Raw genomic sequence first — 25490 nt, 5'->3', positions numbered from 1 at the left:
GCGCTTGGCGGAGGATTTCGGGGCTCGCCAGGGGGCAGAGGCGTCCCACACATGCTGACGGCTATAACCGCTGAGGACCGGAGCGCGTGGGCTACGGTCAACTGCTGAATCTCGTGTTCTCCAGCTCGGCCACAACAGCCAACATCGCTGAGCAAATCAAGTTGCGATAGAGCAAGTTGATTTGCTCAAAAAAAAAGTTTTCCTCGCGGCGGAATATCCCGAGACAGGACCATGAGCTGAGGCTTCTTGGCAAGGTGCGGATTCCTTAGCGAGAGTCGCCACTTCGTCAGAATAGAGCCGTATTTTCACGGGCTTGTCTTCGAGCAAGTCTGCTGCGTCGTTAACCGGGCGCTACTGGTGATCCATGCGATCCGCTAGCCGAGCCAGAATCCACGAACGGTAGGTGGCGGGCATGTCGAAGTCTCTGGCCAGGTTAGCCTTGAATTTTTCGAGCATCTGCTCCGTAGTCAGCGCCGCGTACTTGGGCTTGAGTGCCTTCTCGCGCAGGAAACCCACGGCCCAGTCCACCACCTCGCAACAGCGCAGGAAATCCTCAGCCCGCTCTTCCGGCAACGAGCCAGGCTCGTGAAACCGGCCATCGGGCCCTTGCGTCAGACTGAACTTGAGCTGCATACCGGACAGCGATCCGCCGAAGGGTGGGTGAGGGAAGTCGTCTGGAACGGCAAGGGTCATGGCTTCGCTCCTTCGACAAAATGTGCGGTCGCGGCCGCCCGACTGATGCGAGGGGCGCTTGCCTCGTCGAGCTCACCAGGCACAACCACCTCCAGCTCGCCGTCCCCGCAGATGGCGGTGATGCCACGCAACCCCACCCCTACCGACTTGAAGCCCTGAGACTGCCACGCCTGCGACTGATCCTCGAACCGCCACCGAGCCTCGTGAAGGTGTCCGTGCGCAAGCAGACTCACACCTAGGGCGCGCGCCAGGTCGTCCAGGACGGCGAACCCGTACGGGTGATATCCGCTCGCCTCATGGGTCACAAGAATGTCTGCCCGTTGCCGCTTGAGTCGCTCGAAGTCCTCGGGGTAGATGGTGCCCCAGTGCTTGAAGTGGGGACCGTCACCGAAGCGATCCTGACGAGGCGTTGACCGCGCGTGTTGGCGCATGCTGCTGAAGCTTGGGGGAGAACCAGCGGCACCGCCTGGTCCCTTGGGCATCCAGACACTCCCGCGGAACACGTTTCCCAAGCCGGCGATCCTTCGCCCGTCCTCGAGCTTCACAACCCGGCCATGCAGGTTCCTTTCCGCCAGCCCGCTCTGCCAAGTGCGCTCGATGTCGACGATCCGATCCGCGTCGTGGTTCCCAGGGATCCACCAAACGCGGTCGGCCACCGGAGCCAGGACTGTCTCCAAGGGACCGTCAGGCTCCAAGTCCCCCAGGAGGATGACGGCAGCAGGATCGAGCTTGCCGGTCGCTTCGAGGATGTGTGCGAAGTGTCCGTGAGGATCGCCGCACAGCAAGATTGGTCTATGGGTCATGAGTCATTGGCGCGCTTCGTGCAAATCAGTTCCTGGCGGTGCGGTGCCGCTGGCTTGTGCTCCGGCCGTTCGATGCTCTGGGGCCGTAAGCCCCGATGGAGCGTAGCCCTCGCCGAACACGGGTTGAAAGCAGACGCCCGTTCACCGTCCTTGTCGGCTGGATACCGAACACCGCGCCCAAATGCGTGACGTGGAAGTAAATCCGTTGGCCGAGGTGGAAGCCGGGCACGGCCGGCGGTAGGTCAATCCTTCCCGCCTTCCTCACTCGGCTTGTCCAGGTCGCGCTTCTCGTTCGACTGTTCATATCCGTTCTCTCGCTTGCGCTGGGCGTGTGAACAGGCTCGCTGATTGGCGAACTGATTTCCCTGCAGTCCTCACGATCGACCCACCGACATCAGTCAGGCGAGCGACCAAGGCTTGAACAGCATTGCTCACCGCTTGGCTGGTGTTCAGAGACTGCATCACTGTGGGCCTCATCGGTTGCTCAGCATTTTCACCAGCTCAGCCGCTCGTCTGCGAGATGCTTTCCTTGCTTCCATTTCCTGTGGGCTAGGCGCTTTGGCCGACGGTCGCGGATTGAGGATTGCCTCGGCGCGGATCTGGTCTAGGTCGCCAGGGTCGGTCGCTGCCAAGATGGCTTTTATCCATGAATCAAATTGGTCGGCTATGACGCTCGGCTGCGCGCCTACGGCGGACCGACGGATCTCGCCTGGGTAGTGGCCAAGAATTTTCTCCACGAGCGGCCGTGACAAACCCGATATTTTGGCCGCCTCGCCGGTTGTGATCCAGCGCATGTCGTCTGTCGGTTTCATATCGGCCTCCACACGAATTCGAGTTTTGGGGCTGCTGTTTCGATTGCTCGCGATGCGACTAGCGCTTACGAGCGCTCATGGGGGCCAGCCAGTACACGAGCGTTTCTCGGCTCCAGCCGGATAAGGGCATCAAATTCGGTTTCCGTGAGCGTTCGTACGCGAGCCGCCTTCTCGACTGGCTCCGGCCGGACCATGACGAATTTTCCTGGTGCAACTTTCACGCGCTTCACGGGGCACCTTGCCTGCATCAGATCACTTGCGTCGCCGCGTCAGTACAAATCTGAAGCGGGTCTCACGCAAGCAGTCGGCTAGAGCGCATCGCGGCGGACACTCAGTCGGACCGCGTAGCGGACGTGGAGGAAAGGCCCGACCCGTGACGACCGCACCTCTTAAGTCTGATCGACACGACGCCGCGGCGTTGAAGCTCATCCTCAAGTGAACGAACGAAGCTAAGGAAGTCCAGCCCAAGTGCAGTGACGAGATCCCGCAACTCGATGATGTCCAGCCTACGCTCGCCAGACTCCACCTTGCTGATCGTTGCCTGCCCCCAACCCATCAGTGCGGCCAGATCAGCCTGTCTCATTCGGCGGCCGGTCCGCATGTCCCTGAGCATGGCAAGGAAGATCTCATTGTTGCGGCTGTTTAGCGACTTGCTCATGACTACCTTTCAACACGCACCGTACCGGGTCCGGTCCCATATTCGGAAAGGGAATCTGTTGTCGGTGCGAGGAACGGGCTTCGATCCGCCGAGTTGTGTACTGACCTGCTCCCCAGAATAATTTCAAGCGGAGCACTTCAAGTGCATACCGTTTATGAGGCGTGAAGCACCAACGAGAAGTACGCGCCCCACATCCCCAGAGCTATCTCCAAGGCACCAATGTTCCTCACGCACGCAGATCAAGCTATCCCAGAAGCAGCTGGGCTATTCGGCCCAGGAGTTTGCGGATGGCGCGGGTTCTTCTTACCGGCGCGCTATCCATGGTTCGTGGCCACCATCGGCCTTACCGTTGAGGGGGAACAAGTCGTGTCGACGCACATACTTGCGAGTGACCAGGATGTCGGAGAGTTGGCTACCGGCGCAGGGAATTCGGAACTGCTGGAACTGACGTGCATGACGCCCGAGGCGCACTCAGCCATTTGGACTTCGCGCAGGGTTGGATCTATCTGGAGCGGGTTGAAGGTCTCCGGTCACCACCTATTGGTTTTCATCGATGCTTCTGGGCACGAGTTCTGCGCAGATCTAGAGAGGTCAAATCCGGTAGCGGTGCAAAGGCGACGGCCTGTGTGGTGTTCAACGCTTCTGTCCTAATCGCCGAGTCTTCTCGGTCCGCCTTCGTTGTTCATTCGGCCACTGACGAGCGTGGGTTAAATATCTGACGAGCGGCGGACCTTCCAAAGCATTGCGCTTGCCCGCACGCGTCCCAAGGAAAGCTTCGGCACTTTCAATCTCCAGCTTGCTGGAGAGCGGAGGTCCCGAGCGCATTGATCTGCGCCGCCAACTCGCCGAGGCGCGCTTGGGGGCCAAGCCGGAAGCCGACGAAATACCACGCGAGGCTACCTACGATGAACCCGCCGATGGCGCTCCAGAACATGGCGAAGATCCTGGTGTCCAGCCGCGCGGAGGGGGAGGCGAAGGCAATCAGCGCGAGGATGAGGCAAGGAGCGAATGCCCAGATTAAGAAGCTCTTGCCCTCGGCGACATCCAGTCGCCAGCTGCGAAGAGCCGTGCCTAGCTTCATGATGTCGCACGCCACATCGCCGGTGGTGTGGTTCATGGCACCAAACAGCGCCCCTTCAACATGCGCGGACGGGGCGCCGTAAACGAGCGAGACACGATGACCGGGTCGCACGGCGATGCCAATGCCGACGGCGCGAACGAAGCTCTCCTTGCCCTCCTTGTCGAGCAACCAGAACCCACCCTTCTTGCCGGACGGACCAGGGGAGCCGGAGGGATCGAGGACGGTGCCTGAAAGTGTGGCAAGGCGGATGCTCTGACCGTTGGTGAGCTTTGCTTCTGTGAAGATCATGATCGCTCGATTGAATGCGGCGATTGTGACTTAAAAGCGGGTGACTCATGCGCTTCACATGTGAAGACTTCCACATGTGTCCTCACCTCGTTCCCAGCCCAGAGAGATTGCCGTCAGCGCGCGCGAGCAGCTGGCCCTCAACCTCATTCGGCTGCGTGCAGAAAAGGGGTGGTCACAGGAAGCGCTGGCGCTCGAAAGCGGGCTCCATCGGACGTTCGTAGCACACGTAGAGCGTTTGCGTAGGAATGCGTCGTTGGACAACATTGAACGGATGGCGCGGGCGCTTGGTGTCCCGGTGCGCGAGCTGTTTGAACCTGTATTTCACGAGCGAGGGCGATGACACCGTCGCCCTAACGGACACCGCGGCCGCCATGGTCCGTAAGGCTGCTGGACTCGGTCGGGCACTTCCGGCTATTCGCGCCAAGCTGCATGAGCTCAGCAAGTTCGTGAGGCTCCTTGGCGCCTCGGACCTAATCCTCTCCAAAGTGCTCATGTCTATGCAACCACCACTTGCCTTCTTGGCGCTGCCTGAGTTTCAGGAGGTTGCGGATCAGTCGCGCACTCTCGAGGTCGCCAACACCCCAACGTTCCGGAAGGGGTGAGCATCTGACTGAGGCTGTGTAGCTCGCACACTTCAACAAGGTCAACTACTTAAAGGGTTGGTAAACACCACGCCCTGGCATTGGTATGGCTCGGCAAGAACTACGACAAGGTCGGCGGCCTGCTATAGCGGCTGCCCCCGACACTTCGTCAAAGGAGCCGGGAAGATCGCGAAGTGGATGTCGGAAGTTGCTACCGGACTCGAAGAGCGCCGGCGTGCGCGCTCGTCAATCGCCATGTTCGTGCAACTGCCCGAACCGAGGCCCCGTAGGATCGTCTCAGCTCCTAGCGCTGGGCGGACAGAGACTCGAAGTTTTGCGCGGATGGCAAAGCCACCTGTTCCCTTTAGGGCGAAACCGGATTCCGCCTGCGCGTTGACTCCTGAAAATTTGGTCAAGTACTCTGGAGGTCGCGCCGCACGCGCCCTTTGGAGTGCGAGTCGTGTGTTCAAGCAACTTCGATCTCTTGCGGAGCGTGTCGACCCAAGGGTCGCCGCGATCATGAACCGGGGCGCCCTATGCAGGCGCGGGCCAGGGTGAGATCGAGCGGAGGGATGAAATGCTTCAGAGATTTGAGGGGGAGCCAGGCAGACGGTTGCGTCTGGAGGCGATCGCCGGTCAAAAAATCGTTGGCGGTAACCGGGCGTTGGCGGAAGAACTCGCGGAGAGGGTCGAACTGCTTGCACTGAAGGCGGGGCAGTCGATCATCGAACAGAACGGGTCCGACAATGACGTGTACCTGATCCTGTCGGGCGTGTTGGACGTCGTGGTGAATGGACGACTGATTGCCAAGCGCTTCACAGGTGACTCGGTCGGTGAAATGGCGGCCGTGGAGCCCACCCAGCGCCGTTCGGCGACCATCATCGCGTTTGAGGACAGCGTAGTGGCAAAGGTGACGGAGACCGTTCTGTCAGAGCTCGGTAGCCGCTATCCCGATCTCTACCGCTGCATCGCGCGTGAACTGGCTCGCCGTCTCCTGCAACGCAACAGCTTCGTGACTCAGAAGCGCGACAAGATCCGCGTCTTCATCATCTGCTCCGTGGAGTCGCTGAAGGTGGCCCAGGAAATCCAGAGCGCCTTTGAGTACGACAGCTTCGTTGTGCACCGGTGGGACAACGGCGTCTTCAAAGTCGCCAACTACACACTGCAGAGCCTGGAGGATGAGGTTGATCGCTCGGACTTCGCGATTGCGATCGCCCATGCCGACGACCTCACCGAGTCCCGGGGCAAGCAGTGGCCCTCGCCGCGAGACAACGTAATTTTTGAGCTTGGGCTGTTCATGGGCCGACTTGGCAAGGCCCGCGCGATCCTGATGGAGCCAAGGGATGAGAACGTGAAGTTGCCGAGCGATCTGGCAGGCATCACGACGATTCCCTATCGCTTCGAATCGGGGTCTGACTCAGCCGCGCTGCTAGCGCCGGCTTGCAACGCCCTGCGCAAGCACATCCTGTCGCTCGGGCCCAACAACTGACGATGACCATTCGCGAAGACCTGGCGTCGTGGGTCACCAGCGTGGCCGTCGAGCGGTGGCCTGACATTCCCAACGCGACGGCCGTGCCCAGCACGGACACACTTGCCTTTGGGAACGACGGCAAGCGCGCAGAGGTCACCATCCTGTATGCGGACATCAGCGGTTCGACCAAGATGGTCGACGAGGTCGCGGACACGAGAGCGGCCGAGTACTACAAGGCTTTTCTTCACTGCGCCTCCGCGCTCGTTCGGCGTCACGGCGGAGATATCCAGGCGTATGACGGTGACAGAGTGATGGGCGTGTTCATCGGCGCGGGCCACGCTGACAATGCGGTGGGCGCGGCGCTGGAGTTGAACAACTGCGTCCAGGATCTGATCAATCCGATCTTCGCGCGCATCTATTCGGATCATCAGCCGATCAGGTTCACCGTCGGAATCGACAGCGGCGTCTGCCTGGCGGTGAAAGTAGGTGTTCGCGCAGTCGGCGAGTTGGCCTGGATTGGCCCGGCCGCCAACTATGCGGCAAAGCTCAACAGCTTTCCTGGGCTGGATGGCGACTTCCCGATCCGGGTCACGGCGGAGACGTTCCAGCGGCTGACATTCTCATCGTTGTATGGGTCGCAGAACGAGTTGATTTGGGACGGGCCATATGCGGACTTCCCGAGCCGCGCACACTACAGAACTCTGTTCCATCGGCGCCTGGCCTGAACGGGCGAACCCGCCCACGATCTGGATGCGTGTGCTTTGCCTGAGCTGTTCGAGGCGACGACTATTTTGCATTGCCCAGTTGCATCAGGGTGAGGATGGCGGCGAACCAGAAAGGAACGCCGAGGAACGACCAGCGAATTCCCCGCTGCACCCATCCGAACTTGGCGGCGGCGATCTCCGCATTGCGATGCGCCTGCGCCGCCCAGTCGTCCTGCAGCGCCCGATCCGTGTCCGACCTCATCCGGTCGACGTACTGATCCGCCGGGAGCCCAGCGATACGGGCGAAGAAGAGCAGCGAGTGCTTGGGGCCGTCCATCCGCGGGACCACCGCCATCGCCGCGCAGAAAATACCCGCCCCGAGGCATAGCGTGGCCAAAACGGTGACGAGCCATTCCGCCAGGAAGACGCCCGTCAGCGGGAGCTTGGCGCTGCTGAAGGCAGCGCCGATCGCGCCCAGCATGGCGATGTCGATGCCGACGACCGCGGCGACTTTGGCCTCGGACGCTGCGATCCATGCGAGTTGGCGTTCCATGACCCATTGGGTCGTCAGCAGGCGTTGATTGGTGTCGATCATGAAATGTGAAAGTGGTTCGGGTGTCTAACGTGGTACCTGCTTTTGCAAGCGGCATTCGCTGCAGCGGCCGCAGCAGGCCTTATCGCCGACGCGTCGCCAGAAGTCTTCCTCCTCCCGTGCCCATCGATGGATCGCGATGGCCATCTGGGCCGCTTGTGACGCATGGTCCGCACATCGACCGATGCGCTTAGCCTTCTTGGACTCCTTCGAGCCGCACCAGCACGGCTTGCGCTTGCCGATCAGACGTGGCCCCTGACCCCACACGCTGAACAGATGCACTGCTCCGTCCATCACTCGAAAGACGTCGCGCTGCTTGACGCGCAAATGCTGGACGGAAAGGTGGCCCTGGGCGACCCGGTTCTGCGTCGGACTGCCGAACGACGCTGCCGCGATCGTCGCGCGCAGCTGGTATCGCGCCGCATCTCCGTGCGCCCACGTGTGGTTGTTGGGCCAGCGGCCCAGCCGCTCCGCGCGCCGCTGAAGGCGCAGGAATGTCCACAACGTCTCAGCCCAGGCCGTGGCGCTGTCCTCGTCAGTGACGTCAAGGGCCTGAGCTTCGGGGAAGTACAGGCAAAAGGTGCCATCGGGGTTGATGTGTCGCTCGGGGCAGAACGAGGGCAACAACGCAGGCGTTTCCTCCCGGGCCGTGATGTGTGTTCCGCGCGCCTGCACACGGAGCTGGTAGCGGTCGCGCGAGCCGTCCGAATGCAGCACTTCCAGGTGCAATAGGAACGAATCGTCAGTCTGCGCGCTGGCCTGGGCGCCCAGGCGCATCGCCGCCCGTGCCACCAGGTCCAGTGGACTCATTCCTGCTCCGGCAGCACCGTGTAGGGCTGCACGACGCGAGATTCCGCCGAGATGATCGCCGGCGCGGCATTGACATACGCCTCAGACCGGGCGGCCTTGGCGCTCTTGTCGCCGCTGTCGGCCAGCGCCTCCGTCGCCTCCAGGTAGTCAAGATTCGACACCTTGCGGGAGCTGCCGAACAGCTTGCGCACGGCGTCGTTTGCTGCGGCATAAGCGGCTTGGCCGAGGGCCGTCTCGTCGCCGTCGCAGTCGCACTGCTCCGCTTCCGATCCGATCACGCTGCGGCCGAAGGCGCAGCGAACGCGATCACCCTTGCGGCCCAGGCGGGTCACCGAGATCGGACCGTAATCGAGGCCGATCGCCAGACCCAGATCGCCGGTTTCGTAGCCGGCGCCCTGGAGTTTTTGCAGGGCCAGGTCGAAACTGCTGCGCAGACCGCCCGCCAGGCGCGTGGCCTCCGAGATCGTCAGTTCCGGGTCAGTCGTCTGCGAGGTGCCCTCGCAGATCAGGCCGTGGAGGCAGTCACCGATGAAGCGGACGCGACGGCCGCCGAACTCGGTCGTCAGTACGCGCTCAAGTTCAGCGCGGATCACATGGAGCGTACGCACAACGTCCTCGGTGTTGTCGTCGAGATGACTCGCCACGTACTTCGTGAAGCCGTCGATGTCGGCGAATACGCTGACGGCCTCCTGGCGCTTCGTGTTGGCCGGCGTGAGGTCGGGAATATCCATGTCCCTTAGCGGCGGGGTCTGACGCGTGAAGGCGAATCCCCCGATGGGGTTGTTGTCCATGTCTTCGCGCCAGGCCTTCACGATCGCGTCTGCGGTGATCTCCAGATCAGCCGCGGTTATGCAGGTGTCAATCTCTGCGCCGCTCAAGGCCACCTTGATCGGCTCCTTCTGTTCGGCCAAGCCCAGGACGGCACGCGCGGCGTTCGTCAGGTAGATGCCTTTGGCCGTTCCGTTGCTGGCCATTTTGGCTGCGTGATTGGCGGCGTCGCCCAGGAAGAGCGGCTCGCGGTAGCCACTGCGGCCATTGTTGACCGCCAGCGTGGTGCCGGTGTCGATGCCCACGCGGACCTTGGCCGCGGGAATCTTCTCGTTCTCGTCCGCGGTCTGCGCCAGCACGTCGATGATGAGTTGAGCGCTTGCGACGGCGCGCTGGAGCCGCTTCTTCTCCGCATCGGTCTCGCTGTTGTAGGGCTTGGCGAAGAGCGCATGCAGGCGCTGGTTATGAAAGTCCACTCGCTTGGCGTCGACGTCGTCGAGGATCCGCTTGACCGCCCGGTAATGCTGGTCGAAGAAGCGCAGAGTGCGCTTGTGGCAGTCCGTACCCTCGACCTCGTGGGTGTTGAGCATGTCTTCGACGTTGAGGATCTCGGCGTACAAGTGCACCGCGTCGACGCGGTAGGCGGCATTGGTTGGGATCGATTCCAGAGACATGTCCCGGGCGTAATCCTTGATGACGACGTCATCGACGTCCCCCATCTTCTTGTCAATGTGCTTGGCCGCGCGATCTTGGTTCCAGGTGCTGGTCAATTCTTCTCTCCAAGGGGATGTTCCCGATGACGCCCAACGACTACCCGGTTGTCCACAGATGGGCGAACCTTGGACGGGTTGTGTAAATATTGCACAAAATACGTAACTTGTCAGCAATCGCCGTTGTCGAGTGCTAAACGCTATTGGTAGCGTCTTATTTCACCGGCATCGCTACCCGTAGCGTTTTAACTCTCGTATTGTGAAAGCCTGAGAAGTTCTTCACGTTCCAAATGTACATTCGCCGAATTGCGAACTTCAGGATATCCACAGATTTAGTGCCAAAGATGGCCTATCATCGCCATCATGACGCCGGAACAAGAGAATGAGGCGCTGAAGGAATGGCCAGAGCGGGATGTCTGCCGGCTTTTGGCGATTCGTGTGCGCCGGCACCGGCTGGAAGCGGGTCTGTCACAGGAAGCCTTTGCTCGAAAGGCGGAAGTCCCCCTGCGCACTTTCAAGCGGTTCGAGCTTGAGGGGAAAGCGACCCTGGAGACGTTTGTCCAGATCCTGCGGGGGCTAGGGCGGACCCAGTACCTGCAGCTGTTGTTTCCTTCTGAAGCGCCCGCACGAGGGATCACGTTCGAAGACAAGCTCGCACGATTGCGCGCTCATGCAGCTGCTGTGCAGGATCGCCGAGGCGGGGCGGATTCGGTCTGAGCGCCGGCTCGTACCGCTGGCCAAGCCGCGCGGATTCGATCGACGTTCGAGGCAGCGCACTGGTTAGTCCGACGTCCGGCGAGCCGCCGGTGCCTTAACACGCCGCCGCTTCGGTTTGGCGGTGCCACGCCCACATCGCCGACTGGCGATAGCGCATCATCGTCCTTCCGCCCTGCGGACCTCCTGGCGAACCGCCTCGCTCGGCGCGAGAGCCGCTCGATCTGTTCACATCAGCGGTACCGCCTCCGACGGGCGCGATCGCGTTGCGCGGAGGCCACCTCGCCTAGATGTCAGGGCTGAGCCCCACCAATGCCCTGACTTCCGATGAAGGTCGCTGTGCCGGTGCGCGATGATTGTTCGAGTCGATCCAGGATCAGGGAGGAGCGGCGATGGGATCCATCATCTACGGCCACTTGAGCGAAAGTGTCTTGCTGCATGAGCCGTACGTGCGGCGCGGCTTCAGCGGCGTATCCGAGGAGGAGTTGCGAAAGGCCCTGCAGCAGTACCGCGAGTTCTGCATTCAGCACTTGGCTGAATTGGCCGAGCAGGTGCGTCCGCAAGCCGGGCGCCTCAGGCTGTTTCCGGGTCGCATGGCCACGCCACAGCTGCTCAAGCAGGCCGCTTGGTACCTAGACACCGTCGTCCTATCGGATCCGCTATTCAGCTTGACGGAGCAAGAGCACCCCTTTACGACCGCAATGCTCGCTGCTTCGCCGGAACTGCCGACGCGGAAGTTCGATCGCGACTCGATAGCGCGTGCGGCTGCGGAGTTGCTTGCCAATCGCAGCCTGGTTGACTGCGGCTACGTCGCGCACTACCCCACGTCTTTGGAAGGCGAGATCCCTGCCGAGATTCCCATCTATGCGCCCGGGGACGCGTTTGAGGGACTGCTCCCCGCGGACCTGCTGGCGGTCTATCGTCGCCATGCGATGGTTCGCTCGGTCATGGCGAGCCCACGAGGGCTACTTGTGCTCGATGCGCTGGAATTAGGTCGGCGCATTTGCATCTCGTTCGATTCAGATGCCATCGGCGCCTTTGGCTACGAACTCAGGGAGATGGAGGCCGTGGCGAAGGATGAGGCGTCCGGCACCGTCACGGTCAGGATGAGTCTGCCGACGCACCTCCGAACCAGTCCAGCTTCGATGCCTGGGTACAGCAGTCGATCAACAAGTCTGCGCATCAGCATCATGTCGGTCTGATGCAGGACGTTGCCATGGCAGGGCGCTTTGGCGCTCACTACCTGACGACCTCGTCGTTCGCGACGGCGGTCCTCGACCCAGAGCCCTGGCCGCCGGATATCAAGTCAGCGACCGCAAGTGGCCTTCTCCAGATGAGCCTTCCCTTCTTCGAGCAGGTGCCGTTGCCGCTGTTGATGGCGGCCCGGACGGACGAGGAGGCGTTTCATCGCTTTCGTCTTCAGCTCGAAAAGCACTTTCGAGAACTGCGGCTCGAAGCGGATCCGATCAAGCGCAAAGCCCGGGCCGAGAACGCCATGCATGAGCTTCTCGAAGTTCAGCTCACAGAGATCGATAGCGCCGTCAAGCGCTTGCGCCGCAAGACGGTATGGAACGCGGCTGCGGCGGTGGCCAGCCTGGTGGCAGCAATCCCAACGGGGGGGCAAGTCTTTTCGCCGGCGCCTACGCCGCCTACAAGGGAATCCAGGCGTTCGAGGAGTACCGAATTTCTTCGCGGGATAACCCCGCCTATTTTCTCTGGAAGGCAAACAGCAAGAGACGCGCCGCTTAGCGCAACATCAGCAGTCAACAGTGGAAACTTGTAGAGCAACGCTGCCATTTCACCCGGCCCGGAAAAGTGGCAGCCGGCCAAGCTCACCTTCATGGTGTCCAGCACGCGCAGCACGCAGGGGGGTGGGCTGGTCACGGCGAGTGCCCTTGCTCCACATACGTGCGGACCAACAGGAGCGCGCAGTCACCTCGAAGCAGATTGAGTGCATGATTGACCAAGCCGCAAACTGGGCCACCGGCACTGGGTGGGGCGTCCGTCTCGGCTCCAGCTGTCGCCTCAGCTGAAACTCCGGTGGGCCAAAACGCGGGCAGCTCCCGATGCGCGCAAGCGCCAATGAACTTTGCAAATCTATGTATGCATCCCCAATGGAGTGTCCAATGGCTAACCTGTTGATCTCACAAGGATTTGTTGAAATATGAGCAGAATTATGCACATTTAGGGGGTAGGACGCCATATGAATGCCGGCAAGTCCACCGCCCTGCTGCAGGTGGCGCACAACTACGAGGAGCGCGGCCACGCGGTGCGCCTCTTCACTGCGGGCGTCGACGATCGTTACGGCAAGGGGATGGTCACGTCGCGGCTGGGGCCGCAGCGGGTGGCGGAGGTGTTCAACGGCGAGACGGACTTCCGCGCCCTGATCACCCAGTCGCCGGGGATCGCCTGCATCCTTGTGGACGAAGCGCAGTTCCTGACGAAGGACCAGGTCTGGTCGCTGCACGAGATCGCGCACATGCGCCACGTGCCCGTCATCTGCTATGGCCTGCGGACGGATTTCCGCGGCGAGCTGTTCACCGGATCGGCGGCCCTGCTGGCGCTCGCCGATGAGATGGACGAGATGAAGACCATCTGCGACTGCGGCCGCAAGGCCACGATGAACATGCGTGTCGACGCCACCGGCCGGAAGCAGACCGAAGGCGCGCAGGTCGAGATCGGCGGCAACTCCCGTTACCGCGCGGTCTGTGGACGCTGTTTCCGGGCCTCCTGAGGACATAGCGTCCTGAGGGCGCCCGGCAACCGGGGCTTACTTCTTCGTCAGCTGCTCTTCCAGTTCCTTGCAGGAAGGAGCGCAGACTGGCTGCGACTTGCCCAGCAGCTTGCGGGACTTCAGCAGCGCCCGGGGGCGATGCTTGCCGCAGAGGAAGCACGACATGGTTGCCGCGCCAAACGAGGAGGTCGCCGCGAACGGCGAACCTGGAGCTTTAGAGCGATAGCGCAGACCATCGGCTTCGATGGTCGTCTTGGTCGTATCCTTGGCCACGCTGTTCCTGATCCTGATAAGAGTTTGAAATGCCGCGCCGTCCGTCCCAAGTTCCCCCCAGGGGCAGACGGCGAAACCCGTATTTTCCTATAAGCCGGGGCATCCCCGTACCGGGGCATCGCTAATGACCTCGCGCGAAGGTCGCCCGAATCGGTTCCAAGAGACATTCGTCGCAGCGGGCGGGCGATCCGTTCGCGCTGGCGGCGAATCTCCATCCGGGGCTGTTGGCGAGTTCTAGGGAAAACACCTAGAATGCCGCCGCGCCGTTTCACCGTGGCGTCAACAACAAGGACACACAGGGAGCGAGCACGGCGATGGAAAGGATCGAAGGGCTGTTTGCCGCCATGCGGGCGGCCAGTCAGGACATGGAATGGCCGGCCAGCGAGGCCCGCGAGAGCGGCCTGGAAAGCGGCCCCGAGCATGCGACGGAAAGCGTCGGCGAACTCGCCGAGCGTTATGCACACGCGGTCAGCGAGGCCTTGTGCGGATACTTTCGGAGCTCGCACGCCAGCCTCTGGCTGCTGGACGGCGAGCCCGGCGAATATCGTCTTCGCTGCCTGGGAGCGCATGCGGTCGACGGCGCGAGCGCTCAGCGCCCCGTCTGTGAACAGCGCGCTTATCCGGGCTACTTCAGCGCTCTGCTGTCGGGCGGCGTCTTCAGTTGCGCCGATGCCCAGGTCGACCCGCAGCTGAACGGGCTGGAGCCGCCGCCGACCTGGCGCGCGATGCTGGACGTGTCGGGCCAGATCAACGGCAAGACCTTCGGCGTGATCGCGCTCGGGCAGCGCACCGCCCGTGTCTGGACGAAGCGCGAGGAGCTCGACCTGCGCCGTGCCACGGCGAAGGCCTGCCTCCACCTGCACGCCCTCCGGCACGAACTCGAGACGGTCTGACTCCGGGCGCGCCTCTCACGCGCGTCCCTCGCCGCTTAACTTCGACCGACCGGTCGGATTAATCTCTTGAGAAATGTCAATGCGGCATCCACTGACGGACGGCTGATGGCTTCCCGCTAGAGTCGGTCGCCAGACGTCCGATGGACGGACCAACCCCCGGGCGACGGCCTTCGGAGCGGTCGCGACGGCGCCGGCATGCATCGGCGACGCGCGGTCAACGGCCTTTGCCTGGCACCACGACAGGAGACAAAGTGGACGGGGCGATTGCAAGCATCCTGGTGCTGGACGGGGTGACCAACGGCGCGATCTACGCGCTGCTGGCGCTGGCCCTGGTCCTGGTCTTTGCGGTCACGCGGGTGATCTTCATTCCTCAGGGGGAGTTCGTCGCATTCGGCGCGCTGACCCTGGCGGGCCTTCAACTCGGCCATACGCCGATGACGATCCACTTCCTGATCGCCATGGCCTTGCTGGCCGCGGTCCTGGATCTGATCGCGGCCGCGCGCGCGGGTCGGGTCGCCGCGGAATGGATCGCCATCGCGTTGAGAGCCTTGCCCGGTGTCGCCATCGGGCTCTGCGCGCTGTGGCTGGCTCCGATGAAGCTGCCGCTGGTGGCGCAGGCGCTGTTGACGCTGGCGGTCGTGACGCCGATGGGCGGACTGCTCTACCGGCTGGCCTACCAATCGCTGGCGGATGCGTCGGTGCTGGTGCTGCTGATCGTCTCGGTCGGCGTGCATTTCGCGTTGACCGGTCTGGGTCTGGTGTTCTTCGGCGCCGAGGGCTCGCGCAATCCGAGCTTCTGGGAGGCGAGCTACTCGGCGGGACCGCTGATGTTCTCGGGCCAGACGCTGATCATCGTGCTGGCTTCGGCCGCGCTGATCATCGCGTTGTGGCTGTTCTTCGAGAGGAGCCTCCACGGCAAGGCGCTGCGGGCGACCGCGGTGAACCGCCTCGGCGCGCGGCTGATGGGCATCTCCAGCGCCTCCGCGGGACGGTTGTCGTTCACGCTCGCGGCCTTCATCGGCGCGTTGTCGGGCATCCTGATCAGCCCCACGACGACGATCTTCTACGACAGCGGCTTCCTCATCGGCTTGAAAGGCTTTGTCGCGGCCGTCTTCGCGGGGCTGTCGAGCTATCCGGGCGCGGCGCTCGGCGCGTTGCTGGTCGGCCTGATCGAATCGTTCAGCTCGTTCTGGGCCAGCGCGTTCAAGGAGGTGATCGTCTTCACCTCGATCCTGCCGGTGCTGCTGTGGCGCAGCTGGCGCGACCCGCACCACGAGGAGCATTGACGTGGCTTCTGATCGATCCGCCGCCGTGAAGGCCGTCTCCGCGCCAGCTTCTTCCGTCGCCGCTTCCCCGGTCGTCAACCCGTGGACGCGCCGCATCGTGCCGGTGCTGCTGCTGGCCGTGCTCGCGGCGCTGCCGCTGCTGCCGGTCCCCGAGTTCTGGATCACCCAGCTGAACTACATCGGCATGTTCGCGCTCGTCGCGTTGGGGCTGGTCCTGTTGACCGGCGTCGGCGGGCTGACGTCGTTCGGCCAGGCCGCCTTTGTCGGCGTCGGCGCCTACACGACGGCGCTGCTGAGTGCGCGCTACGGGCTGTCGCCCTGGATCGGGCTCGCCGCCGGCCTCGTGGTCACGCTGGGCATCGCGTGGGTGCTCGCCTTGATCACGCTGCGGATGTCGGGGCACTACCTTCCATTGGCGACGATCGCATGGGCGCTGAGCCTGAACTTCACCATCGCCAACATGGACGCCCTGGGCAAGTACGACGGCCTGCTCGGCGTGCCGGCGATCACGCTGTTCGGCGTCAGCCTCGCCGACGGCCGTGCGATCTATTACCTGATCTGGCTGCTCGCGGTCCTGGGCGCGATCGTCGTGCGCAATCTGCTGGACTCACGCCCGGGCCGGGCGATCCGCGCGCTCGGCGGCGCGACGGTGATGGCCGAATCCATGGGCGTCTCGACCTTCCGCTACAAAGTGGTGATCTTCCTCATCGCAGCGCTGCTGGCATCGACCTCAGGCTGGTTGTTCGCGCACGTGCAGCGGACCGTGAACCCGAGTCCCTTCGGCCTGAGGATGGGTATCGAGTACCTGTTCATGGCCGTCGTCGGCGGCGTCTCCAGCGTCTGGGGCGCCTTCGTCGGTGCGGGCGTGTTCAAGATCATCGAGGACCAGCTCAAGGAACTGCTGCCCGCGCTGCTCGGAAGCAACGGCAACTTCGAGATCATCGTGCTGGGCGTCGTGCTCGTGCTGATGCTGAAGTACGCCCCCAAGGGGCTGTGGCCGTCGCTGCAGACGGCGCTGTCGCGCTGGTGGCCCGCGCGGCCCCGCGAGCGGGATTGGGAAGGCGCGGCTCCGCTCGAATCGCGGCCGAAGCCGGAGGCGGGCTCGGTGCTGCTGAAGGTCGACAAGTTGCGCAAGCAGTTCGGCGGGCTGGTGGCCGTGAACGACGTCAGCTTCGAGCTGCGTGCCGGCGAGATCATGGGCCTCATCGGTCCGAACGGCGCCGGCAAGTCGACGACCTTCAACCTGGTGTCGGGCGTGCTGACCGCCACCAGCGGCGAACTGCGCTTCGCTGGCGCGCCCATCACGGGCCTGCCCGCCCGCCAGATCGCGCGTCGCGGCATGTCTCGGACCTTCCAGCACGTGAAGATGATCGCGGACATGACGGTGCTGGAGAACGTCGCGCTGGGCGGTTACCTGCGCTCGCACAGCGGCACGGCGCGGGCGATGCTGCGGCTCGATCGCGCGGAGGAAAAGCGCCTCTTCGCCGAAGCCGAGGCGCAACTGCGCCGCATCGGCATGCAGGACCACCTGCATGAACTCGCCGGCAATCTGGCGCTCGGCCCGCAGCGTCTGATGGAGATCGCGCGCGCCTTGTGCAGCGACCCATCGCTGCTGCTGCTCGATGAGCCCGCCGCAGGCCTGCGGCACAAGGAGAAGCAGGCGCTCGCGGCGGTGCTGCGCCAATTGCGTGCCGAAGGCATGAGCATCCTGCTGGTCGAGCACGACATGGACTTCGTGATGGGCCTGACGGACCGCATCGTCGTGATGGAGTTCGGCACCAAGCTGATCGAGGGCACGCCCGCCGAGGTGCAGGCCAGCCCCGAGGTGCGCGCGGCCTACCTGGGAACGGAACACTGACATGAGCGACTTGCTGAAGGTCGGCGGATTGCAGGCCGGCTATGGCCGCGCTGAAGTGCTGACGGGACTGGATCTGCGGCTGCGCGAAGGCGAGGTCGTCACCGTCATCGGACCCAACGGCGCGGGCAAGAGCACGACGCTGAATGCGCTGATGGGCGTGCTGCCGGCGCGCGGACAGATCCTCTTCGACGGCGAGGACATCCAGCGTCTGAGCCTGGAGGACCGCGTGATGAAGGGTCTCGCGCTGGTCCCGGAGAAGCGCGAGCTGTTCACCACGATGTCGGTCGAGGACAACCTGGTGCTCGGCGGCTTCCGACCGATGCGCCTCGGCGTGAAGGGGTGGCGCGACGAACTGGAGCGCGTCTACGCGCTGTTCCCTCGTCTGAAGGAACGCCGCGCACAACTGGCCGGGACGCTGTCGGGCGGCGAGCGCCAGATGCTCGCGGTCGGCCGCGCGCTGATGGCGCGTCCCAAGCTGCTGATGCTCGACGAGCCCAGCCTCGGCCTGGCGCCGCTGATCGTGAAGGAGGTGTTCCGCATCGTCGCGCAGCTGCGCGAGGCGGGCGTCTCCATCCTGCTGATCGAGCAGAACGCGCGCGCCGCGCTGGAGGTCGCCGACTACGGCTATGTGCTCGAAACCGGCGAGATCGCGCTCGAAGGCCCGGCGGCCGATCTGGCCAGGGACCCCCGGGTGATCGAGACCTACCTCGGCGCGAGCCGACAGCCGCAGTGAGATCGCGGTGAACTCCACCGCGGCGTGACGGAAACGGCGTACGCCGGTGCTTCACACCCCGAATCGGGGGGAGAAGCGTGACGCCCGTGAAACATCCGCCCAGGACCGGCCGACCATAATCCGGCGAACTTCCGCGCCATGGCTCTGCTGTCCTCCCTCCGCAAACTGTTCTCCGGTGCCGTCGACACCCCGTCGACGGGCGGAGGCTCCGCCACGGCCGGCTCGCCGAAGGGCGCGGCCGGCTCGCCAGCGCCGGCCCAGGCGGCCGGGACCCCGACGCCTCCGGCGCTGTCGCCGGTGTCCTCGCATTCGCAGGGCCCGGGCATGATGTCGACGCAGACGGCCGTGTACACCGGCGGCGAGATCGTCTTCCCCAGCCTCGATGCCTCGCCCGAATGGCTGCACTTCAGCACCCGGCTCTTCGGCTTGTCGCGTCTGAAGGACGTGCCGCCGTCGTCAGGCGAGCAGGGGCTGACACAACGTCTGCAGTCGCAGCGCGGCTCGCAGTGGGCCGACCTGCTGCCTCGCCTGCCTGCCGTGCTGCCGCAGCTGATGCGCCTGGTCCGGCGCGGCAACGTGTCCTCGTCGGAGCTCGCGCAGCTCATGTCGCGCGACCCCAGCCTCGTGGGCGAGCTGATGCGGCTCGCCAACTCGCCGCGCTATCGCACCGAGCGTGAGATCACCGATCTCGCCGGCGCGGTGATGGTGCTTGGTCAGCAGGGCCTGGACCAACTGGTGATGAGCGTCGCGATGCGGCCGCTCTTCCATCACGGCAAGGGCCGTTACGGCAGCCGCTCCGGCACGCTGCTGTGGGACCTCAGCGAGCGCACCGCCTTTGCGACGGCGCGCCTGGCCAATGCGGGCGACGACGAGTTCTCCGCGTACCTCGCCGGCCTCAGTTCCCAACTCGGCCTGATGGCCTTGCTGCGCGCGCTGGACGGGATGTCCGCGCCGTCCGTGCCGCCGCTGGACCGCGAAGGACTGCATCGCCAGCTGCTGCTGCTGACGGCGACGTGGTCGGCGCAGATCGTCGAGCACTGGGGCTTCCCGCCCCAGGTGGCCGAAGCGTTGGCGCCGCGTCCGGGGCAGGGGGCGGAGTCCGTCGTGCTGGCGCATCTGGTGCGGCAGGCGCAGGCGGTCGCGTTGCGCCAGCTGATGCAGCCTGGATTGCAGGCCGCGCAACTGGGTGACTGGTCCGCCGCGCAGCAGCGTTGCTACGCGGACCTGGAGCGCGAGTTCAACGCTGGCGCGGCCTGAGCGCCCTCAGGCACCGCGGCGTCGCGCCAATCCCCAGGCCATCAGTCCGAACGCGCCCTCGAACAGCAAGGCCAGCGCCGCGGCCGGCAGGGCGCCGGCGAGCAGCAGCGTCTGATCGTTCAATGCCAGGCCGGTGACGATGCGCTCCCCATACCCACCGGCGCCGATGAAGGCCGCCATCGTGGCGGTCCCGACGGACAGGCTGGTCGCCGTGCGCAGGCCCGCGAGCATGACCGGCAGCGCCAGCGGCAACTGCACCGAGCGCAGCACCTGACCCCGCGTGAGTCCGAGCGCCCGCGCCGCGGTGGTCAAGCCTTCCGATACCTCGCTGAGTCCGACGGTGCAGTTGCGCAGGACCGGCAGCAACGCGTAGAGCGTGAGCGCGACCAGCGCCGGCACCGGACCGATCCGGTTCATCGCCCAGATGAGCAGCGCCAGCATCGCCAGAGATGGCACGGTCTGCAGGAGCGCGCAGACGGCCAGCAGCGCTTCCCGCCAGCGCGGCCAGGGGTGCAGCGCGACCGCGAGCGGCACGCCGACCAGCGTGGCCAGCGCGACGGCGCCCAGGACCAGCGCCAGATGCTGCAGCGTGAGGCGTCCGAGATCGGGTCCGGTGAGTCTCGACCACAGTCCGGACCTGGCCGTCCCGGCGCTGGCCGAGGCGTGTCCGGCGGCCGAAGAGGATGAGGTGAGCGACGCGCCGGACTGACCGCGAGCAGCCAGGAACTCGCGCGCGATCGCATCGAACGGCTGCCGCTTGACTTCGGCCTGTGCGTTCATCGCGATCATCGCGGTCTCGTCGATGCGTCCGCGAAGCGTCTGCAGCGCCTCCCAGGCCCGCGGATGCCGCTGCGGGAGATCGATGCGATACAGCAGCACCGCGTCGTAGCGGGGGAAGAAGTGCCCATCGTCGGCCAGCACGGTGAGGTCGAGCGCCGCAATCTGCGCGTCGGTCGTGTAGACGTCGGTGATGTCGATCTGGGCATCGGCCAGGGCGCGGTAGGCCAGGCCGTGATCGAGCCCTGTCGGCGTCTGCGGCAGCGCGTAGCGCTTCGACAGGCCGGGCCAGCCGTCGGCGCGCCCCAGGAATTCATTGCTGAGGCCGAGCTTCAATGCCGCGTGCGCCTTCAACTGCGACAGCGTGGTGAGTCCGAGCTCACGCGCCTGAGCCGAGCGCATCGCCAGCGCGTAGCCGTTGTTGAAACCCAGCGGAACGCCGATGGCCAGACCCAGCGGCCGCAGTTCCGTCTGCAACTGTTCGAGCGGCGCGCCGGTGGACGCATGGCCGAGGATCTCCCGTTCGATCGTGCCGAGGTATTCGGGATAGACGTCGATGCTTCCCGCCTTCAGCGCCGCGTGGACGATGGCGGTGTTGCCCAGGCCCTGGCGGACCTCGACCTCGGCGGAAGGCTCGTCGGCCCGTACCGTCTGGGCGAGCACCTCGGCCAGGATGTAGCTCTCGGTGAACCGTTTGGAGCCGATGCGCAGCGGTTCCGCGGCCCACGCTCCCGGCGCGCCCATCGGCATCACGCAGACCAGCAGGAGAAGGAGGGGCCGCAGCCGGCGGAGCAGCATCATCGGCGCAGCATAGTCGAGCCCGTCCGGCTTCGCGCCAACGTGCGCAAGACCTGGCCCGCGAAGGCGTCGGCCGCCGCCGAGCCGGCCGAGGCCTTGCTGCGCATCAGCACGACCGACATGGCCGGCAGCGAAGTCGCCGGCGGCATCCCGTGCCGCTCGTCGAGCAGTTCCATGCCCTCGGGCACGCTGCAGCGCGTGAACAGCGCGATCGCCAGGCCGCTCTCGACGGCAGCCAGCATGCCGGCCGGGCTGGCGCTGTCGCAGACGATGCGGTGAGGGCGCTTCAACGCCGCCAGTGCGGCCAGCGCCGCCTTGCGCGCCAGGCTGCCCGATTCGTAGACCGCGACGGGCAGGGGCGTCTGCCGCCAGGCCTCGAAACGCGGCGCGCCGAACCAGGCCAGCGGCTCCTCGAACAACGCTTGCCCGCGCCCGGCGCGATCACGCGTCACGACGGCCACGTCGACCTCGCCGCGCGCCACTCGCGGAATGAGCACCGTCGACTGCTGGCAGACCAGGGTCAGTTCCACCGCCGTGTGCCGGCCCGCGAAGTCCCTCAGCACCGGGGTGAGGTAGGGCAGGGCGTAGTCTTCCGGCACGCCGATGGTGAGCCGGCCGTGCAGCGTCTCGCGCCGGAGCGCCTGGACCGCCTCGTCGTGCTGGGCGATCAGGCGGCGCGCGTGCCCGAGCAGCTCGCGGCCCGCCGGCGTCAGGTCCAGCCGCCGCGGCGTGCGGACCAGTACCGGCTGACCGACGGCCTGTTCCAGCTTGGCGATCTGCATGCTCAACGCTGATTGCGATCGGTGCACCAGCGCGCCCGCCGCTGTCAGCGAGCCGGCGTCCACCGTCGCCACGAATGCGCGCAGCCAATCCAGTTGCAGGTCGGTCGAGGACATCGGGTTCTCCGCCCAGCGGGCATCCATTCGATTCCGTGATGCTAAGCGTGAAAAGGATTCGCTTTGCTGGATACGTGCGGCGGCACAGACTCGTCGCATGTCGTCATCGCTTGTCTCATCCCCCGGTTCTTCAGCCAGCGCCCACGATCGTCGTCTGCGGGAGGGCCAGGCATTCATGGTCGGCGGCGGGCTGCTGCTCGGCACGATCGGCGTTTTCGTCGAAGAGGCCGCCCAGGATCCCGCCACGACGGTCTGGTTCCGCTGCGTGTTCGGGCTCGCGGCACTGCTGCTGTGGGGCGCCGCGCGCGGCCAGCTCCGCCAACTCGTGCGGTTGCGCGGCCGCACGCTGGGCGCGGTGCTCGTCGTGGGACTGCTCACGGTGGTGAACTGGGGGCTGTTCTTCGCGGCTATCCCGCGATGTTCGATCGCCGTGTCGACGGTGGTCTTCCACGTGCAGCCTTTCTGGCTGATGGCGATGGGCGCGTTCTGGCTGCGCGAACGCGTGACACGGGCGCAGTGGTCGGCGGCCGCCATCGCATTGGGCGGACTCGCGCTGGCCACCGGCATCGCGGACGAACTGTCCGCGCCCGGCGGCGCCGCGAGCGGCGCCTTCGGGCCGCCTGGTTATGCGCTGGGCGTCGGGATGTGCCTGCTCGGCTCGGTGAGCTATGCCGCGGCCAGCCTCATCGCCAAACTGGAAGCCGAACGCGCCGGCTCGTTCGTGTTGTCGGCTGGGCAGTGCGTCGTCGGCGCGGTCCTGCTCTTGCCCTGGCCGCTGACGCACGGTCTGCCTGCATTCGGGGCCTCCTGGGGATGGCTGGCGGGACTCGGCGTGCTGCACACAGGCCTGGCCTACGTTGTCCTGTACGCCGGCTTGGCGCGTCTCGGCACCGGGCGCATCGCGGTGTTGCAGTTCGTCTATCCCGGGACGGCGGTGCTTGTCGATTGGGCCGTCTACGGTCGGGCGTTGAGCCTCTCCCAGATGATGGGCGTCGGCCTGATCGCTGTCGCGCTCTGGACCTTGCGGCGTCGCGCTTGAAGGAACGATCGCACCGCGATCGGTGCGGTCTGTCCGTCCCGGGATGCAGTTGGTCGCCGCGGACGCGCTGCTGGCCTTGCCCGTTCGTAGAGTGCGTCGCACACCACGAATCAGGGAGCGCCCCGTGACCGAGCCGTCGATGTCTTCTCCATCTTCCGTGTCCCCGCCGTCCTCCGTGCGCGTGTCTCGCGCGCCGCGCGCGGCGCTGCTGGTCGTCGCGATCACGCTGGCACTCGGTGCCTGCGCGCAGCCGGCGCCGCCACCGCCGGCCTCGGACGGCTTCAGCGCCGGAATCACGGTCGACACCAAGCCCGACGGCAGCAACCTCGACACACCGCTCTACCCCGGCGCCGTGCCCTACAAGGACGGTGACGAGGACAAGTCCAGCGTGCAAATGAGTCTGTGGGGCGGCCTGTTCGGCATGCAACTGGCGGCGGGGAAATTCCAGAGCCGCGACGACGTCGACCGCATCGGCAGGTTCTATCGACGCGCGCTGTCGCGCTATGGGACGCCGCTCGACTGCGGCGCCGCCGATGCGCCTCGCGGCAAGCCAAAGGATGGCGCTCCGCTGACCTGTGACGACGACAAGCCCGACGCGGGTGGTCAGCTCTACAAGGTCGGCCTGCCGAAGGACTTTCGCGTGGTCTCCGTGAAGCCGTTGCCGGACGGCACGACGCAGATCAGCGTCGCCCGCGTGCGCTTCCGATGAGCGCCCCCGCAAGAACCGCCGTGCGCCGCGGGCCGGGCCTGATCGGCAGGCGCGCCAAGCCGTCGAGGGGCCAGCAGGCGCCATCGCCATCGACTGCCCCCGTCACGGGCGAGGCGGACGCCGCGTCGTCTCCACCCGGCGGGGCGCCCGGTCCGCCGATCAAGGCACCGCCTGACAAGATGTGACCGCTTGGGACACTCAGGCGATCACGCGCTGCGTGAAGGCCCGCAGATGGTCCATCAGGACGTCCGAGGCTTGCGCGGCGGCCTCGCCGTCCCCGCCCGCGATCGCCTCTGCCAGGCGCTGATGCGCACGCGCGCCGATGGCGACGTCGCCCAGGTGCCGGTACGCGTACCAGAAGCGCCGGCACTGGATGATCATGGGCAGCACCGCCGCCACCGCGTAGCGGTTGCGGCAGGCCGCGTGATTGACCCGGTCCAGCGTCTGGTCCACCCGCATGTAGGCCTCCAGGTCGTGCCGCTCGGCCGCCTCGGCCATCAGGGCCGCGCAGGCCAGCAGTTCCGAGCGCTGCGCCGGCGACGCCCGTCGCGCCGAACAGCAGGCGATCAACCGCTCCAGCGGCCGGCGCGCCTCCAGCAGGTCCAGGTGTTCCGCCAGCGGCATGTCGCTGACCAGCAGGCCGCGCCGCGGCTGCTGCGCGATCAACCCGCTCGCGACAAGCCGCATCAGCGCCTCGCGCGTCGGCGTCCGTCCCAGGCCGATCCGCGCGATCAGCGCCGAATCCACCACCGGCGCGCCCGGGCGCAGCTGCAGGGTCGCGATCAGTGTCTCGATCGCGTCGTACGCCTGGTCCGCCTGGCGGCGTTTGTCGACGTCCTGCAGTTCTAGGGTGTCTGAAGTCATGGGCGCGGATCATCGCAGGTCTGCCATGCGGGCAATCCCTGGGTCGTGACCGGATTGAGTTTGCGCAGGTCAACCCCAGTTAATTCCGCGTCCGGCAGGTGCCGGGCCGGCCGGACGGGCCGCATACAATCACCGGTTCTTCCGTACGCCAGGACCTCGTGTCCGGCGGCGCGCCGGCCCGCGGGCCGACGCCAACGCAATTCCTGAGGGATATCGACGTGTTTATTTCCAACGCTTTTGCCCAGACCGCGGGTGCCGCCTCCTCCGACCCGACCGGCGGCTTCCTGCAGATGCTGCCCCTGGTGGCCGTGTTCGTCGTCATGTACTTCGTGATGATCCGCCCCCAGATGAAGCGCCAGAAGGAGCACAAGACGATGGTCGAGGCCCTGGCCAAGGGCGACGAGGTCATCACCGGCGGCGGCATGCTCGGCAAGGTCGTCAAGATCGGCGAGCAGTACCTGACCGTCGAGATCGCCTCCGGCGTCGAGATCCAGATCCAGCGCACGTCCGTCGTGCAGGTCCTGCCCAAGGGCACCGTCTCGAAATAATCCGAAACCCCGACCCGGGGCGGCCGCGTCCGGCGTGACCGCTCCCTGACGACCCGGCCCGTGCGACGCACGCGCCGGGTCGGTTTTCAGAGGCGCCCGGCGGTCCGATGCCTGTCATCGGCCGACGCGGCGCCTGGTTT

The 25490-nt window shown here is 65.3% G+C and carries 27 protein-coding genes; 15 read left to right on the top strand and 12 right to left on the bottom strand.

The annotated features are described in order from the left end of the window. Window positions 1–351: 351 nt before the first annotated feature. The 5 genes from PV762_RS11715 to PV762_RS11695 form a co-directional block, all read right to left on the bottom strand. A complete protein-coding gene (locus PV762_RS11715) occupies window positions 352–693 on the bottom strand; it encodes a hypothetical protein (protein ID WP_421035204.1) in 342 nt (113 codons plus the stop codon). Next, window positions 690–1496, bottom strand: a complete 807-nt coding sequence (locus PV762_RS11710) for a metallophosphoesterase family protein (RefSeq protein WP_421035203.1) — start codon at window positions 1494–1496, stop codon at window positions 690–692. The genes PV762_RS11715 and PV762_RS11710 overlap by 4 nt, the downstream gene beginning before the upstream one ends. A gap of 473 nt (window positions 1497–1969) precedes the next feature. Then, window positions 1970–2308, bottom strand: a complete 339-nt coding sequence (locus PV762_RS11705; protein WP_421035202.1) for a hypothetical protein — start codon at window positions 2306–2308, stop codon at window positions 1970–1972. Between the two features lie 331 nt (window positions 2309–2639). After that, the gene (locus PV762_RS11700; RefSeq protein ID WP_421035201.1) at window positions 2640–2966 is read right to left on the bottom strand and encodes a helix-turn-helix domain-containing protein; all 327 of its coding nucleotides are present in this window, start codon (window positions 2964–2966) and stop codon (window positions 2640–2642) included. A gap of 784 nt (window positions 2967–3750) precedes the next feature. Then, complete coding sequence (locus PV762_RS11695; RefSeq protein ID WP_421035200.1) at window positions 3751–4335, bottom strand: hypothetical protein; 585 nt, start codon at window positions 4333–4335, stop codon at window positions 3751–3753. Window positions 4336–4411: 76 nt separating this feature from the next. Between PV762_RS11695 and PV762_RS11690 the strand changes: the two genes are divergently transcribed. From PV762_RS11690 to PV762_RS11680, 3 genes are all read left to right on the top strand, one after another. Further along, window positions 4412–4675, top strand: coding sequence for a helix-turn-helix transcriptional regulator (locus tag PV762_RS11690; protein WP_421035199.1), 264 nt, complete (start codon window positions 4412–4414; stop codon window positions 4673–4675). Window positions 4676–5493: 818 nt separating this feature from the next. Beyond that, window positions 5494–6405: a TIR domain-containing protein gene (locus PV762_RS11685; RefSeq protein WP_421035198.1), complete on the top strand. Its 912-nt coding sequence runs from the start codon at window positions 5494–5496 to the stop codon at window positions 6403–6405. A 2-nt stretch (window positions 6406–6407) separates the two neighbouring features. Beyond that, complete coding sequence (locus PV762_RS11680) at window positions 6408–7112, top strand: adenylate/guanylate cyclase domain-containing protein (protein WP_421035197.1); 705 nt, start codon at window positions 6408–6410, stop codon at window positions 7110–7112. Window positions 7113–7173: 61 nt separating this feature from the next. On the opposite strand, the gene PV762_RS11675 is transcribed toward PV762_RS11680, so the two are convergent. The 3 genes from PV762_RS11675 to PV762_RS11665 are packed head-to-tail and all read right to left on the bottom strand — an operon-like array spanning window position 7174 to window position 10031. Then, on the bottom strand, window positions 7174–7686 hold the full coding sequence (locus PV762_RS11675; RefSeq protein WP_421035196.1) for a Pycsar system effector family protein: 513 nt from the start codon (window positions 7684–7686) through the stop codon (window positions 7174–7176). Between the two features lie 24 nt (window positions 7687–7710). Then, a complete protein-coding gene (locus tag PV762_RS11670) occupies window positions 7711–8493 on the bottom strand; it encodes an E2 domain-containing protein (RefSeq protein ID WP_421035195.1) in 783 nt (260 codons plus the stop codon). After that, window positions 8490–10031 carry an adenylate/guanylate cyclase domain-containing protein gene (locus PV762_RS11665; protein WP_421035194.1) on the bottom strand — a complete coding sequence of 514 codons (1542 nt, stop codon included), beginning with the start codon at window positions 10029–10031 and terminating at the stop codon, window positions 8490–8492. Before PV762_RS11665 ends, PV762_RS11670 begins: the two co-directional genes overlap by 4 nt. A gap of 303 nt (window positions 10032–10334) precedes the next feature. Between PV762_RS11665 and PV762_RS11660 the strand changes: the two genes are divergently transcribed. From PV762_RS11660 to PV762_RS11645, 4 genes are all read left to right on the top strand, one after another. After that, complete coding sequence (locus tag PV762_RS11660; protein ID WP_421035193.1) at window positions 10335–10688, top strand: hypothetical protein; 354 nt, start codon at window positions 10335–10337, stop codon at window positions 10686–10688. 389 nt (window positions 10689–11077) lie between these two features. Then, window positions 11078–11887, top strand: coding sequence for a hypothetical protein (locus PV762_RS11655; RefSeq protein WP_421035192.1), 810 nt, complete (start codon window positions 11078–11080; stop codon window positions 11885–11887). Next, window positions 11887–12468: a hypothetical protein gene (locus tag PV762_RS11650; protein ID WP_421035191.1), complete on the top strand. Its 582-nt coding sequence runs from the start codon at window positions 11887–11889 to the stop codon at window positions 12466–12468. The genes PV762_RS11655 and PV762_RS11650 overlap by 1 nt, the downstream gene beginning before the upstream one ends. A 420-nt stretch (window positions 12469–12888) precedes the next feature. After that, window positions 12889–13419, top strand: a complete 531-nt coding sequence (locus PV762_RS11645) for a thymidine kinase (RefSeq protein ID WP_421035190.1) — start codon at window positions 12889–12891, stop codon at window positions 13417–13419. A gap of 36 nt (window positions 13420–13455) precedes the next feature. Here PV762_RS11645 and PV762_RS11640 read toward each other — a convergent pair whose 3' ends face one another. Further along, complete coding sequence (locus tag PV762_RS11640) at window positions 13456–13692, bottom strand: hypothetical protein (RefSeq protein WP_067278790.1); 237 nt, start codon at window positions 13690–13692, stop codon at window positions 13456–13458. Window positions 13693–14006: 314 nt separating this feature from the next. On the opposite strand from PV762_RS11640, the gene PV762_RS11635 reads away from it, so the two are divergent. From PV762_RS11635 to PV762_RS11615, 5 genes are all read left to right on the top strand, one after another. Further along, the gene (locus tag PV762_RS11635; protein ID WP_421035189.1) at window positions 14007–14585 is read left to right on the top strand and encodes a GAF domain-containing protein; all 579 of its coding nucleotides are present in this window, start codon (window positions 14007–14009) and stop codon (window positions 14583–14585) included. A gap of 251 nt (window positions 14586–14836) precedes the next feature. Beyond that, the gene (locus PV762_RS11630; protein WP_421035188.1) at window positions 14837–15871 is read left to right on the top strand and encodes a branched-chain amino acid ABC transporter permease; all 1035 of its coding nucleotides are present in this window, start codon (window positions 14837–14839) and stop codon (window positions 15869–15871) included. Between the two features lie 97 nt (window positions 15872–15968). Then, window positions 15969–17729 carry an ABC transporter permease subunit gene (locus PV762_RS11625; RefSeq protein ID WP_421035237.1) on the top strand — a complete coding sequence of 587 codons (1761 nt, stop codon included), beginning with the start codon at window positions 15969–15971 and terminating at the stop codon, window positions 17727–17729. A 1-nt stretch (window position 17730) separates the two neighbouring features. Continuing rightward, a complete protein-coding gene (locus PV762_RS11620) occupies window positions 17731–18462 on the top strand; it encodes an ABC transporter ATP-binding protein (RefSeq protein ID WP_421035187.1) in 732 nt (243 codons plus the stop codon). A gap of 138 nt (window positions 18463–18600) precedes the next feature. After that, a complete protein-coding gene (locus tag PV762_RS11615) occupies window positions 18601–19719 on the top strand; it encodes an HDOD domain-containing protein (RefSeq protein ID WP_421035186.1) in 1119 nt (372 codons plus the stop codon). 6 nt (window positions 19720–19725) lie between these two features. On the opposite strand, the gene PV762_RS11610 is transcribed toward PV762_RS11615, so the two are convergent. Continuing rightward, the gene (locus PV762_RS11610; protein WP_421035185.1) at window positions 19726–21297 is read right to left on the bottom strand and encodes a glycine betaine ABC transporter substrate-binding protein; all 1572 of its coding nucleotides are present in this window, start codon (window positions 21295–21297) and stop codon (window positions 19726–19728) included. Next, complete coding sequence (locus PV762_RS11605; protein ID WP_421035184.1) at window positions 21294–22190, bottom strand: LysR family transcriptional regulator; 897 nt, start codon at window positions 22188–22190, stop codon at window positions 21294–21296. The genes PV762_RS11610 and PV762_RS11605 overlap by 4 nt, the downstream gene beginning before the upstream one ends. 97 nt (window positions 22191–22287) lie before the next feature. Between PV762_RS11605 and PV762_RS11600 the strand changes: the two genes are divergently transcribed. Together PV762_RS11600 and PV762_RS11595 are read left to right on the top strand one after the other, a co-directional pair. Then, window positions 22288–23229, top strand: a complete 942-nt coding sequence (locus PV762_RS11600; protein ID WP_421035183.1) for a DMT family transporter — start codon at window positions 22288–22290, stop codon at window positions 23227–23229. Between the two features lie 139 nt (window positions 23230–23368). Beyond that, complete coding sequence (locus PV762_RS11595; protein WP_421035182.1) at window positions 23369–23938, top strand: hypothetical protein; 570 nt, start codon at window positions 23369–23371, stop codon at window positions 23936–23938. Window positions 23939–24136: 198 nt separating this feature from the next. Here the strand turns inward: PV762_RS11595 and PV762_RS11590 are convergent, their stop codons facing one another. Further along, the gene (locus tag PV762_RS11590; RefSeq protein WP_421035181.1) at window positions 24137–24802 is read right to left on the bottom strand and encodes a GntR family transcriptional regulator; all 666 of its coding nucleotides are present in this window, start codon (window positions 24800–24802) and stop codon (window positions 24137–24139) included. Between the two features lie 218 nt (window positions 24803–25020). Here PV762_RS11590 and yajC point away from each other — a divergent pair, with 218 nt between their 5' ends. Continuing rightward, window positions 25021–25350 carry a preprotein translocase subunit YajC gene (gene yajC / locus PV762_RS11585; protein ID WP_421035180.1) on the top strand — a complete coding sequence of 110 codons (330 nt, stop codon included), beginning with the start codon at window positions 25021–25023 and terminating at the stop codon, window positions 25348–25350. Window positions 25351–25490: the final 140 nt, after the last annotated feature.

This window comes from Mitsuaria sp. CC2 (assembly GCF_048957715.1).
Lineage (GTDB): Bacteria > Pseudomonadota > Gammaproteobacteria > Burkholderiales > Burkholderiaceae_C > Roseateles.
Note: the sequence above shows the minus strand (reverse complement) of the source record. Positions and strands in the feature narration are given on the sequence as shown.